Source organism: Neoaquamicrobium sediminum (genome assembly GCF_040970315.1).
Lineage (GTDB): Bacteria > Pseudomonadota > Alphaproteobacteria > Rhizobiales > Rhizobiaceae > Aerobium > Aerobium sediminum.
Genome location: NZ_JAZHFV010000002.1, coordinates 604,071 through 617,605 on the forward strand (window position 1 = coordinate 604,071; position 13,535 = coordinate 617,605).

Consider the following 13,535-nt stretch of genomic DNA (forward strand, 5'->3'; position numbering starts at 1 on the left):
GTGGCGGCTAAATGATACGAGGAGAGGGTAGATGAGGCGTCTGGAACTGACTGGCAAGGTAGCGGCCGTTACGGGTGCCGCCTCCGGCATCGGGCTGGAATGCGCGAAGATCATGCTGGAAGCTGGCGCGCGCGTGGTGCTGGTCGACCGCAACGAGGAGGCGCTGCAGTCGATCTGCACCGAACTCGGACCTGAGGCCATGCCGCTCGTGGTCGATCTGGTTTCGCCTGAAAGCGTTGCATCGATGATGCCTGCGATACTCGATAAGGCGGGCTGGCTCGACATCTTCCACGCCAATGCGGGCGCCTATATTGGTGGCGAACTGGTCGATGGCGATCCGGATGCGTGGGACCGTATGCTGACCCTGAACGTCAACGCTGTGTTCCGAAGCGTCCACGCTGTGCTGCCGCACATGATCGAACGGCGAACCGGCGACATCGTCGTCACCAGCTCGATCGCCGGCGTCGTTCCTGTCGTGTGGGAGCCGATCTACACAGCCTCCAAACATGCCGTGCAGGCGTTCGTACACACCGTGCGTCGGCAGGTTGCAAAGCACTCCATCCGCGTCGGCGCAGTGCTGCCGGGGCCGGTGGTCACCGCGCTTATCAGCGACTGGCCGAAGGACAAGCTCGAATCCGAACTGGCGGCCGGTGGCCTGATGGAACCGGTCGAGGTCGCCGAGGCAGTTCTGTTCATGCTGACGCGCCCGCGCAACGTAACGGTGCGGGACCTCGTGATACTGCCGCAGGCAAACGACCTCTAGGCATTGACCATTTGGCGATGGTTGCGCCCGAAAACAGCCTCCGATTTGATTTCTCTAGCCAGACGCTTTTTATTGTCGCCGGGCATATCGAAGGGGGATGCTGTTGCAGGCGGAGCGCTGGCGTGTAGAGCCTTGGCAGGTCGTCTATCTGTGCGAGATCGGCAGCAGGGCGTGGTTCATTCATATCGCGGTCGTGCTCCTGGCCTTTCTTGCCCAGGGAGACACCGGCACGCTTGCGCAGCTATGGCTCGCCGGGATGGTGGTCCTTTCGCTCGTCATATGCGGCATGTGCCAATATGCCATCCGTCGGAAAAGTGCAGATGACCGCTGGCTGATCCGCGCAGGCTGGGCTCACACGTTCCTGACCACACTGGTGGCGCTGTTCTGGTTTCTCGGGGCCGTACTTGCTGCCCGCTCCTCCTTCGAGAACCTGCTTCTCTACAGTTTTGCGCTCGGCGGAACGGCGCTGGGCGCTGTCTCCTCGCAGCATTCGGTGCTGCGGTCCTGTTTCATCAGCATCTGGATCGGCCTGTTGGGGCTGGCGGTCGCTCACATTCTGCTCGACCCGGGCGCTGCCGGCGCTATCAATGCAGGCATGATTGTCCTGTATGGCGGAGCGCTCAGCATTCTGGCCGTGCGGATGAACCGCTTTCTCATGTCGAACCGTGGGCTCGCGAGAAACCTCGATGCTCAGCTTGCCGAACTGTCGCGCGAGCATCAGCGCGCGGAGGAGGCCAACCAGGCCAAGACGCGCTTTCTCGCCAATGCGAGCCACGATCTACGCCAGCCGGTGCATGCCATCGGCATGTTGACAACCATTCTGCGCCAGTCGTCACTCAACGACGAGGCCCGCGAACTCGTCGACCGGATCGACGCCTCGGTGGATTCCCTGTCGGGACTCTTCCAGTCGCTGCTGGACGTTTCGGCGGTCGATCTCGGCCGCGTGGTGCCGCGGTCCGAGGTCTTCAATCTGGGCGGGCTGCTCAACCAGCTTGCGATTCAGAATGCTCCGTTGATCGAGAAGCAGGGCGGCAGCCTCCGGCTCGTGCCGACGAAGCATTGGGTCGAAACCGACCCTCGAATTCTGGCGAACGTCATTCAGAACCTGCTCACCAACGCTGCCAAGTACGCGCCGGGCCACGCTGTTCTGCTTGGGGTCAGGCGATGCGGAGAGGAGCTCGCGATCGTCGTTGCCGATCAGGGACCGGGCATTCCCCAGTCGGAACAGCAGCTTGTCTTCCAGGAATTCTACCGCGTTGCAGGGAAGTCTGGCGGGGCGGCCCAAGGGCTTGGCCTCGGATTGCCCTTGGTGGCGCGGTTTGCCGCCTTGCTGGGTTTGCGTCATCGGCTGGAGTCGGAACCCGGCAAGGGAACTATGGTTCGGATTTCAGGTTTGCGCCCGACAGAGGCGCGCAAACGTGGAACCACAGCCAGGCCCGCGATCGCTCACAGGCTAACAGGCTTGCACGTGCACGTAACCGACGACGATGCCGATATACGGCAGGCGATGGTTGAATTGCTCGAAAGCTGGGGTTGCGTCGTTTCGTCCAGCGCTGGCGTGCCACAGGCCGCGACGCGCGCAGACATGCTGGTGACCGACTACGATCTAGGAGATATGCACACGGGAGCTGAGTGCATCGCCGCAGTACGCGCTCAGGAGGGTTTTGCCGTGCCGGCGCTTGTCGTCACCGGTGTCGCCGGTTTCGACCAGCATCGACTGGACGGTCTGGAGCCTGTCCGTCTGCTTGCCAAGCCGGCGCGGCCGGCGCAGTTGCGTGCCGCACTCATGTCCCTGGCCCTTGAACACGCCGGTGACAAATTGGATCAACAGCCGAGGTCGCGCCCCAATGCTGCCGCAGCCGAACGCGACGTGACATTGAGTGCCCGGAACAACGCGGATGCGTGAATCCTGACCGTGTGCGGCGAGATGCCGAGCGCACGCCCGATTTCCTTGTTTGTCATACCCTGCACGATCAGGCGCAGAACATCCCGTTGCCGGGGTGGAAGGCTTTCGAGTTCGACATCGCTATAGTCGAGGAGATCGGCGTCGCCGCCGTCCTGCGGCCCGATCACCACGATCTTGCCGTTCAGCACATCGAGCACACCGCCTGCGATTACCTGCGGATGCATGGCCTTGCTGACGAACCCGTCGGCGCCCATCGACATGACGCGCTCGATCGTGGCGTCGTCGTCCAGCATGGATACGATCACGATGGAGGCCAGCGGCCATATCTTGCGTAATCGTGCAATCGAATCCGGCAGTACGAAATCTGGAAAGTTGAGGTCTAGAAGAAACAGGTCTGGCGCACCAATGCCCGCCATTTCCAACACGCTACCGAAATCCGCGGCCTCGGATATTTCGGCATCGGTGATGGTGCGCTGTACTAGGCGGCGCATGCCGTCGCGGAAGACGGGATGGTCGTCGGCAATGATGATTTTCACGGCCCTGTCCTCGCCGGCGTAATCGTCGTGGGGCATCAGTCTACGGCCTTCGTTACGCAAGCGCGACCCGATCGGTTCTGCGCATTCGTCGTCACTTGCTGCTGCATCGCTTCGCGCGAATTTTTCGTTTCTGGAAAGCGTAATCGACACTGGGCGGCACCGCTATTAGTTCATGTGCACTAGCGCCCGGTGGCTGGGGCGTCCTTCGCACCTGTATCTCGAGATGGAAACCGCCTAAGACCACCGCAGATACGATTCCGGATCTGCAAGAGGAGCGTTCGATGTCCGCCACGATCTACGGCATCAAAACCTGCGACACGATGAAGAAGGCGTTTCGCTGGCTCGAGAGCGAAGGCGTCGCCTATCGCTTTCACGATTATCGCGTCGAAGGCATCGACCGGGCTTCCGTGGAACGCTGGTGCGCCGCTGCGGGTTGGGAGAAAGTGCTGAACAAGGGGAGCACCACGTTCCGTGCCCTGCCAGATGCGTCGAAGATCGACCTCGACGAAAGTTCAGCGATCGATCTGATGCTCGCGGAGCCAACCATGATCAAACGCCCCGTTCTGGAGACCGGCGGCCGGATCGAGGTCGGCTTCAAGCCGGAGCGCTACGCCGCACTTTTCAAGGGCTGAAGACAAGGCAGTCATCTGGTCCGGGTGTCGCCACCAAGTCGCCTCTTGCAGAGAGTTCATGTTTTGTTCTAATTTGTCGGATGCAACTGGCATTCGACCTCGACTTGCCTGCCGAAGCGGCGCCGACCGTAAAACGAGCCCGCGCGCCGAATCCCATAGTGGGGCGTCGCCGCGCCGAGCAACTTAGCCTACCGGGTCTTCCGCCTGCTCCGATCGCGTCGCTGTTTCTGGCTATCGGCCCTGACGCATGTGCGTCTGCGGAAATCGACCAGAGGATTGTCCCGGCAATTAAGGGTGCTATCGCCAGCAAGATCGGCATTGTGCCTGGAGAATGCAGGCACATCTCGATGGTCGGCTTCGGAAAGTTCGACCACGTTGCTCCAGCACAGGTCGACAAGCTGGATGCCCTATTGCGTGAACTGAAAGCCCCAGCCTTTTCTGCGATCTTCGACCGACTGATGACATTCGGCCCGAGTGGTGCCGTCGTCATGACAGGTGTGGACTGTGTTGGGCCCCTGCGCGATTTTCATGACAGGGTTTGCGACGCTTTGCAGTTGCCCCGGCATTGTCGCAACTTCACGCCACATATGACTGTCGCGCGCGCGCCGCGGATCATGCCGGAGCTTGAGATTCCGCCGGTCTCCTGGCAGGTGCGGGAGTTTCAACTCATCCACAGCCTGCGCAAACCTTATCGGCATGTCATCAAGGCGCGCTGGCCGCTCGCAGCTTGATGTGCAGTGCACCATAACCGGCTTTCGAGTGGACCAGCGCGGCTAAACGGTTGTGCGCCGGCACACCGGTCGTAAGCTTCGCTCCAATGGATTCTCACGCACGTTCCCCGGTCACGTATGCGATCTCAGGCATGATCGCCATGGCGGTCGCCATGGGTATCGGCCGCTTCGTCTATACTCCGATCCTGCCCGGCATGATGGACGGTCTCGGCCTCTCTGCATCCGACGCCGGGCTGATCGCATCGGCCAACTATGCAGGCTACCTCGCCGGCGCCATTCTTGCCGCGGGCAATTGGGGCCAGGGCAGGGAGCGGGCGATTGCAATGGCCGGCCTTGCCGCCAGCACGGTTCTCGCTGCGGCGATGGGCCTGACCGAAAGCGTCGCATTGTTCCTGGCGATCCGCTTCCTCGCAGGCGTCGCAAGCGCCTTCGTTATGATCTTCCTGTCGACCATCATTTTCTCGCGGCTGGCGGCGGGTGGACGCAACGACCTTCAGGCGTGGCATTTCGGCGGTGTGGGGGCCGGAATTGCCGTCTCGTCGGTGATGACCGGTGCCCTGCTTCTGGCCGGTGCCGAATGGCAGGCGAGCTGGCTCTGGTCGGGCGTGTTGTCTGCAGCAGGGTTCGCGGTGGTGTTCTGGTTGGTCGACAAGGGGCCTGCGGCGGCCCAACGACCCGTTGCCGAGCCGGCCATGCCGATGAGCCCGGCAATGGTGCGCATCATTCTCGCCTACGGCCTTTTCGGTTTTGGCTACATCGTCACCGCCACCTTTCTGGTTGCCATCGTCAGGCAGGGCGATGCGGGACGGTTGTTCGAGTCGGTGGTCTGGTTTGCCACCGGCCTGGCGGGGTTCTTCTCCGTGTGGCTCTGGGGCAAGGCTGTCAGGCGGCGTGGTCTCGCCACCATTTTTGCCGCTGGCTGCGTGGTCGAAGCCGTTGGCGTCGCGGCCAGCGTCAGCGTCGGCGGGTATGCAGGCCCGTTGATCGCGGGCGTTCTGCTGGGTGGTACATTCATCGCCGTCACCGCCTTTGGGCTGCAACTCGGGCGTCAACTGGCCGGCGAAGCGCCACGGCGGGTGCTGGCGCTCATGACGGCGGCCTTCGGGCTCGGTCAGATTCTCGGGCCAATCGTTGCAGGGCTCGTGGCGGACCGCACCGGCAGCTTTACCGCGCCGTCCTTGCTTGCCGCCGCGACGCTTCTGCTCTCGGCAATCATTGGCTACGGCGTCAGGCCGCAGACCTGATCGCTACCCGTCGGCAGGCGTGGCTGGTCCTGTCGCGTCAAGATAGCCGCGATATGTGACGCACTTCACTTCGGCCCGCGCGCATGCATCTTCGGTGAAACGCTCCAGCGCACGCCAGTAAGCCCCACCGTTCATAAGCGTGAAATGCAGGCCGATCTGCAGCGGCACGCGATTGCCTTCGAGTTCGGCATCGAGCGCGGCGCGAAGTGCCGAGAGCGTGCGTTCCTCGAAAGCGCCATCTACATCTTCCGTCTCCACGGCTTTGGAGTGACGCACGAAGAGGTTGTAGTCCATGGCGATCACCGCCCGGCCTTTGGGACCTTCGGGGATCATTGGCAGCGCGAAGCGCCTGACCGGGCCTTCCGTTGCCATCGCCGGTCCGCTCGATACCGTGCTTGCATCATAGGCGAAACCGGTTTGCGCCAGCGCATCGAAGAGACCCGGCCCGGTGGAGAGATAAGGCGCGCGGAAACCGACGATCTCGTTTGCAACGAAGTCTTTCCAGTTGTCGGGTTCCCGCTCGCCGATGCCGTTTCGCTGCCAGGCATCGGTCAGCAGTGCCGAGAACTGCCCGAACTCGCTCTTCCAGTCGGCCGCGCTCCAGTCGCCGCCGTCGAAATGGCCGCACCCGTGGCTCGCGATCTCGTGGCCCTCCGCCCGCGCGGTCCATATCTGTTCGAGGCGTTGAGCCGCCTCACCGCGCGATTCGGCGAAACCGACATTGGAACCGCCCGCCCGATGGCGCGGCGGCTCGTATATCGCCCGATCCTCGCGCGCCACGGCATAGACGCAGGACAGGAAATAGGTGAATCGCGCACCGGTGCGATCGGCAAGGGCGCGGCTGCGTTCCCATTGCTCGATCGGCCCCGCGCCGTCGAAGGAGATCATCACATATTGGAGAGGGCGATCACGCGTTTCGTCGGCAAAAGCCGGAGCGGTGCTCAGGCAGGCGATGACGGCGAGGGCGGAACAACGGACAGAAGACATGGGGAGAGGCAACGCAGTACACATATTGAGGGTTCCCGTTCCTCGCAGGCGAATATGGCGCGCGTGGGACCTCGCTGAGCTGTCTTGCCACCCTTAAGCGATCACGGTTTTTGCCAAAGCCCCTTCCATGGCCAAGAAATTTCGCTAAAACCCATGCCGATATAGGCCTGATAAGGAAAATCCGGGCCTGATTTTCCCCTAGACGCCGGTGACCGATGTCGGACGACAGTTTCATTCGCGAAGTAAACCAGGAGCTCCGCCAGGATCAGGCGAAGGCGCTGTGGGACCGTTTCGGCCCCATCACCATCGCCATCGCGGTGGGTGTGGTGCTGGTTACCGCCGCATGGGTTGCCTGGGACTACTGGACGCAGACGCAGGCCAACAGCTCGGGCGATGCCTACTCGCAAGCCTTGTCCCTGGCACGCGAAGGCCGGACCGACGAGGCGACTGCCGCACTGGAGCAGCTCGAGGCCGATGGTCACGGCGCCTATCCGGTTCTCGCGCGTATGCGCGGCGCGACCGTGCTGGCCCAGGCGGGCGACTACGAAGGCGCGGTTGCCGCCTTCGACAATGTTGCTTCAGACAGCTCGGTGCCGGGCTCGATCCGTGACATGGCCAAGCTGCGCGCCGGACTGCTTCTGGTCGACCATGGTTCCTACGAGGATGTGTCGGCCCGTGTCGAGGCGCTGGCGGTCGAAACCAATACGTTGCGCCATTCGGCGCGCGAGGCGCTGGCGCTGTCCGCCTGGAAACAGGGGCGCACGGAGGATGCCGCAACCCTGTTCAACCAGATCATCGATGACGAGGGCGCACCTCAGAACATGCGTCAGCGAGCCGAACTCATGTCCGAACTGATCCGCGGTTCGGGCTCGTCGTCGTGACGAATCCGGATGCGCTTCAAGGTCTCGATCATCGGCCGTCCCAACGTCGGCAAGTCGACGTTGTTCAACCGGCTTGCCGGGCGCAAGCTCGCGCTCGTTGACGACACGCCGGGCGTGACGCGCGATCGGCGCGTGCACCCTGCAAAACTCTTCGATCTTCGCTTCGATGTCATCGACACCGCCGGTCTGGAGGATGCCGCCGCGTCATCGCTCGAAGGCCGCATGCGTGCCCAGACTGAAACCGCGATAGACGAAGCCGATCTCGTCCTGTTCCTCATCGACGCCCGCACGGGCCTGATGCCGGATGACCGCACCTTTGCCGAGGTAGTGAGACGTACGGGCAAGCCCGTGGTGCTGGTTGCCAACAAGGCGGAGACACGTGGTGCCCAGGGCGGCATGCTCGAGGGGTGGGAACTCGGTCTCGGCGAGCCGATCCCCATTTCGGCCGAGCACGGCGAGGGCATGCCCGATCTGCGTGAGGCGATCATCGAGGCGCTCGGCGAGGAGCGTACGCTGGGCGACGATGAGGACGAGCCGGCTGCGGTTGCTTCCACGGGCGTGTTGATCGGCGAGGATATCGAGAATCCCGATGACGAGACCGTGCCGGAGTATGATGCAACCAAGCCGTTGCGCATCGCGGTCGTCGGCCGTCCGAATGCGGGCAAGTCGACGCTTATCAATACCCTGCTGGGTGAGGAGCGGCTGCTGACCGGTCCTGAGGCGGGAATCACGCGCGATTCGATTTCGGTCGACTGGGACTGGCGTGGCCGTCGCATCAAGCTCTTCGACACAGCCGGCATGCGCCGAAAGGCCCGCGTCCAGGAAAAGCTTGAGAAGCTGTCCGTCGCAGACGGTTTGCGCGCCATCCGCTTCGCCGAGGTCGTGGTGATCGTATTCGACGCGACCATCCCGTTCGAGAAGCAGGATCTGCAGATCGCCGATCTGATCATCCGCGAAGGGCGTGCGCCGGTTCTGGCCTTCAACAAATGGGACCTGATCGAAAACCGGCAGGAACTTCTGGCCGAGCTGCGCGAAAAGACCGAGCGGCTGTTGCCGCAGGTGCGCGGCCTCCAGGCTGTGCCTGTGTCCGCAGAGACGGGCAGGGGCCTCGACAAGCTGATGGAGGCGATCGAAAAGACGCATCGCGTCTGGAATAGCCGTGTCTCCACCGGCAAGCTCAATCGCTGGCTGGAAGGTGTGCTTACGCACCATCCGCCTCCGGCAGTCGCCGGCAGGCGGCTCAAGATCAAGTACATCACCCAGGCCAAGACCCGTCCGCCGGGCTTCGTCCTCTCCTGTTCGCGGCCGGATGCCATGCCGCAATCTTACATCCGCTATCTGGTCAATGGCCTGCGCGAGACGTTCGAGATGCCGGGCGTGCCGATCCGCATGGCATTGCGCGCGCCGGACAATCCGTTTGCCAACAAGGCCAAGAAGCGCCGCTGAGGCGCTTTGCCGCGCCTGGCGCGGCCGCCACAATGTCGTCTTTCCCGCACCGTTAACGCTCCATCAAGGTTAATGCCTGACTATCGCGGCCTGTTCAGTTGGGTTGCGTTTCTGGAGAAAATTCGTGCTGCGTCGAAAGGTTTTGCGCCGGCGGGATGTCGTCGGCAGCATGCGATCCCTCGCTGCTCCTTTCATGGTCGGTCTCGGCATTTGGGTCTGTTCGCCGACCCAGGCCGCCTACCAGGATATTGCCAGCTATGTTTCCGGCGTCGAGCGGGGCGGAGAGCGTTGGGGCTCCTTCGTCGAGCGCGCGGTTGCGGGTTCGGTTCATCAGGCGGAAATGCCTTTTCTCGATTCCACCACAACGGGCTCGATTTCCGGTGGAGGTCTGAATGCGGCCGGTCTTGGCGCGGTCGCTTTCCGCGGCAAGGGCGCAACGAGCGAAACGCCTGACGAGGCGCGCATCAACCGGTCCGACAAGCGCGGCCGCATCGTCAACGTTGCGCCTGTGGCGCCGCCGAAGCTGTTCAACGCCGGCTCGGTATTCGAGCGCACCAGCTCGCTGATCGACCTCAAGGCCGAGCCGGAGGTCGCAATGGCCTTCGCCGTGCCGGACATCAAGGGCAAGGAAATCCAGATCGCCGGGGCCTTCCATATCAAGGAAGACAAGATCGACCCCGGCGTTCCGGCTTTCCTTGCCTCGCTGGTTACCAATGAGAAGGCCGACATTCTGGCGACAGCCTATGCGCCGCCGGAGCCGGACTACGCGACCGCCTCGCCGTTTGCCAGCCTGCTCAAGAACGAGCAGGACGAGACCGCCGGCCGGTTCATTCCGCCCGTTGTGGCAGGCGACCACGAATGGATGAGCAAGCCGCTGCCGGCTACCGTATTCTCTTCTGCGGAGCAGAAGTGCCTCGCCGAGGGCATCTATTTCGAGGCGCGCGGAGAAGACGTCAAAGGCCAGGCGGCGGTTGCGCAGGTCATCCTCAACCGCGTACGCAATCCGACCTACCCGTCGACGATCTGCGGTGTCGTCTACCAGAATCGCAGCTGGCGCAATCGCTGCCAGTTCTCGTTTGCCTGCGACGGCTCGCGCCCGCGCGTGCGCAGCGCCTCGCATTACAAGGTGGCGCAGGAGGTGGGCATGGCCGTGACCGCCGGCAAGATCTTCATTCCCGAGGTCGGCTCGGCCACGCACTATCACGCCACCTATGTCCACCCCGGCTGGGCACGAACCATGGAAAAGATGAAGAAGATCGGCCTCCATATCTTCTATCGCACCTATGGCGGCGGCTGGAGCTGAGGCCGCCTTGGCGCGGGGATTCGCGCCAATCCGCCCGGCTTTGCCTGACGACGCATTGTCGCATATGGTCAAGTAATTGAAATTATTTGGCAAATAAGTTCCCTCCAGCCGTCCCGCCCCGGCTTGACTGGGGACATACCCCTAACTATGTTGCGCGCGACTTTGAAAGCGGAGAGCCGATACCGGCTGTTCGGGCAGGAGGTTCGCGATGGCCGGCTCAAACAGGCCAGACGAAACCGGAGACGAAAAGCCCGGCGCAGCGGCAGGATCGCCCAACCGCGAGCAGGACCTCGTCCGCCGCAGCCGTGAACTGGATGCGGCTCTCGCAGCCAGAAAACCGGCGCGGGACGAAACCGAGAGTAAACCCGCGACCGGCGGCATGGCCGGTTTCGGACAGGCGCTGAAGCTGTCGAGCGAGTTCATCGCTGGGATAGCGGTGGGGGCGGGCCTGGGATGGCTGATCGATCGCGTGGCGGGTACGTCGCCATGGGGTCTCATCATCTTCCTGCTTCTGGGGTTTGCCGCTGGCGTGCTTAATGTCCTGCGTTCAGTGGGCATGGTCGCCGAGGGAGGGCCGGGAAAGGCGCGGAATGGCGCCGGACGGCCCGATTGAGATTGAATTGCGCCGCGTGGCGCGCGTGACGCATCGAGGGGGTCCAGGTTGGCCAACGATCCAATTCACCAGTTTCAGATCTCGAAACTGATTCCGATCGAAATCGGTGGGCTCGATTTCTCGTTCACCAACTCGTCGCTGTTCATGGTCGCCACCGTGGCGACCGCAGGCGCGTTTCTTTATCTGACGACCTCCAGCCGCGGTCTGGTTCCCAGCCGTCTGCAGTCGGTTTCGGAGATGTCCTACGAATTTGTCGCCAACATGCTGCGCGACGCTGCCGGTACCCACGGCATGAAGTTCTTCCCGCTGGTGTTTTCGCTGTTCATGTTCGTGCTGGTGGCAAACCTGCTGGGCATGTTCCCCTACTTCTTTACCGTCACCAGCCACATCATCGTCACCTTCGCGCTTGCGATGCTGGTGATGGGCACCGTCGTCATCTACGGTTTTTGGAAGCACGGGCTCAAGTTCCTCGGTCTCTTCGTGCCCGAAGGTGTTCCGGCCATTCTCGTGCCGCTGGTGGTGCTGATCGAGGTGATCTCGTTCCTGTCGCGTCCGATCAGCCTTTCGGTGCGTCTCTTCGCCAACATGCTGGCTGGTCACATCACGCTCAAGGTTTTCGCCGGCTTCGTCGTCTCGCTGGGTTCGCTGGGCGCGCTTGGCATCGGCGGAGCTATTCTGCCGCTGCTCATGACCATTGCGCTGACCGGCCTCGAGTTCCTGGTGTCGTTCCTGCAGGCCTACGTTTTCGCAGTGCTGACCTGCATGTATCTCAACGACGCGCTACACCCGTCGCACTGACCCGTTCACCGGCGGGCTCTCCCGCCAACTTCGAAACCGCATCAATCTCAAAGTTCCATTGAAGGAGTTCTACCATGGAAGCGGAAGCAGCAAAGTTCATCGGCGCCGGTATTGCCTGCCTTGGCATGGGCGGCGCGGGCATTGGTCTCGGCCACATCTTCGGCAACTACCTCGCCGGCGCCCTGCGCAATCCTTCGGCTGCTGACGGCCAGTTCGGCCGCCTGATCTTCGGCTTCGCGGTGACGGAAGCGCTCGGCATCTTCTCGCTGCTGGTCGCGCTGCTGCTGCTGTTCGCAGTCTAAGACCGAAGCCGTATATTGTCGGCCGCCTTGTGCGGCCGGCCACTCTCTAGACAGGGGTAGCCCATGTTCGTGGCGCCTGCATTCGCGCAGGAATCGGAAACGGAAGCGCACGGCGAGACGCAATCCGAAGTTGGCGTCGACCACGGCGCTGGCGGCGGTTCGTTCCCGCCATTCGATTCTTCCACATATCCGTCGCAGCTTCTCTGGCTGGCGATTACCTTCGGCCTGTTCTACCTGTTCCTGCAGAAGGTGGTTCTGCCGCGCATCGGCGGCATCCTCGAGGTGCGCAGCGATCGCATCGCGCAGGATCTCGACCAGGCCGCCAAGTTGAAGGAAGAGGCGGACGCTGCCCTTGCTGCCTACGAGCAGGAGCTTGCCGACGCCAAGTCCAAGGCGAATGCGATTGGCCAGGAAGCCCGCGAGGGTGCCAAGGCGGAAGCCGAGGCGGAACGCAGGCAGGTTGAGGCAGCGCTGGATTCCAAGCTTTCGGAAGCCGAGGCACGCATCGCGCTGATCAAGGACGCCGCCATGCGCGACGTCGGCCAGATCGCCGAGGAAACCACCGGCCTGATCGTCAAGGAGCTTGTCGGCACCACGATCGACAAGGCTGCGGTTTCATCCGCGGTCAAGGCTTCGAGGAGGTAGGACCATGGATGCTACATTCTGGGCCACAGCCGCTCTGCTTATCTTCCTCGCGCTTATGGCCTATCTGCGTATACCGGGGATGATCTCGAAGTCGCTCGACGCGCGCGCCGAACGTATTCGCAACGACCTTGAGGAAGCGCGTCGCCTGCGCGAGGAGGCCCAGCAACTGCTGGCCGAATACCAGCGCAAGCGTAAGGAAGCCGAGCAGGAAGCGGGCGATATCGTCGCCGCCGCCAAGCGCGAGGCCGAGCTTCTGGTTTCTGAAGCCAAGCAGAAAACCGAAGACTACGTGGTGCGGCGTACGGCGCTCGCGGAGCAGAAGATCGCTCAGGCAGAGCGTGACGCAGTCAACGAGGTGCGCAGCAGCGCGGTGGATATCGCCATCGAGGCTGCCGGCAAGCTGCTCGCGGACAAGGTCGATGCACGCGCTGACGCCGCGCTTTTCAAGTCGACGCTTGACGACGTCAAGGCGAAGCTGAACTGATCGGTTCTACCGGTTCGAACACTCTAAGGCCGCCTCCGGGCGGCCTTTTGTTATGGTGCGTCCTTCGAGGCTCGCTTTGCTCGCACCTCAGGATGAGGACGGCTGTGCACCGCCCGGCGATGTTGCGGGCTTGAGGGGGCTTCTTTGACGTCCGTCGAGCCACCCGTGGGAGAGTTTGATCAACCCTCGTCCCTCATCTTGAGGTGCGAGCAAAGCGAGCCTCGAAGGACGCATGACGGCAAACAGGTTTTCTGGGCAACTGCT

General features: G+C 62.6%; 15 protein-coding genes. 13 read left to right on the forward strand and 2 right to left on the reverse strand.

Translation table 11 applies throughout. The annotated features are described in order from the left end of the window. Positions 1-31 precede the first annotated feature (31 nt). Entirely contained in the window at positions 32-763 is a 732-nt protein-coding gene (locus tag V1479_RS08190) for an SDR family oxidoreductase (protein WP_368802476.1), read from the forward strand. 97 nt (positions 764-860) lie between these two features. Next, positions 861-2,669, forward strand: a complete 1,809-nt coding sequence (locus tag V1479_RS08195; protein WP_368802477.1) for an ATP-binding response regulator — start codon at positions 861-863, stop codon at positions 2,667-2,669. Here the strand turns inward: V1479_RS08195 and V1479_RS08200 are convergent. Next, positions 2,588-3,241, reverse strand: a complete 654-nt coding sequence (locus V1479_RS08200; protein ID WP_368802478.1) for a LuxR C-terminal-related transcriptional regulator — start codon at positions 3,239-3,241, stop codon at positions 2,588-2,590. The genes V1479_RS08195 and V1479_RS08200 overlap by 82 nt on opposite strands. A gap of 245 nt (positions 3,242-3,486) precedes the next feature. Between V1479_RS08200 and V1479_RS08205 the strand changes: the two genes are divergently transcribed. The 3 genes from V1479_RS08205 to V1479_RS08215 all read left to right on the forward strand — a co-directional run bounded on the left by V1479_RS08205 (position 3,487) and on the right by V1479_RS08215 (position 5,812). Next, entirely contained in the window at positions 3,487-3,837 is a 351-nt protein-coding gene (locus tag V1479_RS08205; protein WP_368802479.1) for an arsenate reductase, read from the forward strand. An 80-nt stretch (positions 3,838-3,917) separates the two neighbouring features. Continuing rightward, positions 3,918-4,568 (forward strand): 2'-5' RNA ligase family protein, encoded by a 651-nt coding sequence (locus V1479_RS08210; protein ID WP_368802480.1) that lies wholly within the window; start codon positions 3,918-3,920, stop codon positions 4,566-4,568. 131 nt (positions 4,569-4,699) lie between these two features. Continuing rightward, entirely contained in the window at positions 4,700-5,812 is a 1,113-nt protein-coding gene (locus V1479_RS08215; RefSeq protein WP_368802481.1) for a YbfB/YjiJ family MFS transporter, read from the forward strand. 3 nt (positions 5,813-5,815) lie between these two features. Here the strand turns inward: V1479_RS08215 and V1479_RS08220 are convergent, their stop codons facing one another. Continuing rightward, a complete protein-coding gene (locus V1479_RS08220; protein ID WP_368802482.1) occupies positions 5,816-6,799 on the reverse strand; it encodes a polysaccharide deacetylase family protein in 984 nt (327 codons plus the stop codon). 215 nt (positions 6,800-7,014) lie between these two features. Here V1479_RS08220 and V1479_RS08225 point away from each other — a divergent pair, with 215 nt between their 5' ends. The 8 genes from V1479_RS08225 to V1479_RS08260 all read left to right on the forward strand — a co-directional run bounded on the left by V1479_RS08225 (position 7,015) and on the right by V1479_RS08260 (position 13,271). After that, complete coding sequence (locus tag V1479_RS08225) at positions 7,015-7,680, forward strand: tetratricopeptide repeat protein (protein ID WP_173186498.1); 666 nt, start codon at positions 7,015-7,017, stop codon at positions 7,678-7,680. 9 nt (positions 7,681-7,689) lie between these two features. Further along, positions 7,690-9,126 carry a ribosome biogenesis GTPase Der gene (der, locus tag V1479_RS08230; RefSeq protein WP_368802483.1) on the forward strand — a complete coding sequence of 479 codons (1,437 nt, stop codon included), beginning with the start codon at positions 7,690-7,692 and terminating at the stop codon, positions 9,124-9,126. Between the two features lie 127 nt (positions 9,127-9,253). After that, positions 9,254-10,429 (forward strand): cell wall hydrolase, encoded by a 1,176-nt coding sequence (locus V1479_RS08235; RefSeq protein WP_438620513.1) that lies wholly within the window; start codon positions 9,254-9,256, stop codon positions 10,427-10,429. A 208-nt stretch (positions 10,430-10,637) separates the two neighbouring features. Further along, entirely contained in the window at positions 10,638-11,042 is a 405-nt protein-coding gene (locus V1479_RS08240; RefSeq protein WP_368802485.1) for an AtpZ/AtpI family protein, read from the forward strand. A 48-nt stretch (positions 11,043-11,090) separates the two neighbouring features. Next, on the forward strand, positions 11,091-11,840 hold the full coding sequence (locus V1479_RS08245; protein WP_368802486.1) for a F0F1 ATP synthase subunit A: 750 nt from the start codon (positions 11,091-11,093) through the stop codon (positions 11,838-11,840). Positions 11,841-11,914: 74 nt separating this feature from the next. Then, entirely contained in the window at positions 11,915-12,142 is a 228-nt protein-coding gene (locus V1479_RS08250; protein WP_173186488.1) for a F0F1 ATP synthase subunit C, read from the forward strand. A gap of 63 nt (positions 12,143-12,205) precedes the next feature. Continuing rightward, a complete protein-coding gene (locus tag V1479_RS08255) occupies positions 12,206-12,787 on the forward strand; it encodes a F0F1 ATP synthase subunit B (protein WP_173186486.1) in 582 nt (193 codons plus the stop codon). Positions 12,788-12,791: 4 nt separating this feature from the next. Further along, complete coding sequence (locus V1479_RS08260; RefSeq protein WP_173186484.1) at positions 12,792-13,271, forward strand: F0F1 ATP synthase subunit B; 480 nt, start codon at positions 12,792-12,794, stop codon at positions 13,269-13,271. The last annotated feature ends 264 nt before the right edge of the window (positions 13,272-13,535 follow it).

Excerpts from the sequence above, each read along its gene's own strand:
- V1479_RS08190 (WP_368802476.1), top strand. The coding sequence starts at position 32 with ATGAGGCGTCTGGAACTGACTGGCAAGGTAGCGGCCGTTACGGGTGCC.
- V1479_RS08195 (WP_368802477.1), top strand. The coding sequence starts at position 861 with ATGCTGTTGCAGGCGGAGCGCTGGCGTGTAGAGCCTTGGCAGGTCGTC.
- V1479_RS08200 (WP_368802478.1), bottom strand. The coding sequence starts at position 3,241 with ATGCCCCACGACGATTACGCCGGCGAGGACAGGGCCGTGAAAATCATC.
- V1479_RS08205 (WP_368802479.1), top strand. The coding sequence starts at position 3,487 with ATGTCCGCCACGATCTACGGCATCAAAACCTGCGACACGATGAAGAAG.
- V1479_RS08210 (WP_368802480.1), top strand. The coding sequence starts at position 3,918 with ATGCAACTGGCATTCGACCTCGACTTGCCTGCCGAAGCGGCGCCGACC.
- V1479_RS08215 (WP_368802481.1), top strand. The coding sequence starts at position 4,700 with ATGATCGCCATGGCGGTCGCCATGGGTATCGGCCGCTTCGTCTATACT.
- V1479_RS08220 (WP_368802482.1), bottom strand. The coding sequence starts at position 6,799 with ATGTCTTCTGTCCGTTGTTCCGCCCTCGCCGTCATCGCCTGCCTGAGC.
- V1479_RS08225 (WP_173186498.1), top strand. The coding sequence starts at position 7,015 with ATGTCGGACGACAGTTTCATTCGCGAAGTAAACCAGGAGCTCCGCCAG.
- der (WP_368802483.1), top strand. The coding sequence starts at position 7,690 with ATGCGCTTCAAGGTCTCGATCATCGGCCGTCCCAACGTCGGCAAGTCG.
- V1479_RS08240 (WP_368802485.1), top strand. The coding sequence starts at position 10,638 with ATGGCCGGCTCAAACAGGCCAGACGAAACCGGAGACGAAAAGCCCGGC.
- V1479_RS08250 (WP_173186488.1), top strand. The coding sequence starts at position 11,915 with ATGGAAGCGGAAGCAGCAAAGTTCATCGGCGCCGGTATTGCCTGCCTT.
- V1479_RS08255 (WP_173186486.1), top strand. The coding sequence starts at position 12,206 with ATGTTCGTGGCGCCTGCATTCGCGCAGGAATCGGAAACGGAAGCGCAC.
- V1479_RS08260 (WP_173186484.1), top strand. The coding sequence starts at position 12,792 with ATGGATGCTACATTCTGGGCCACAGCCGCTCTGCTTATCTTCCTCGCG.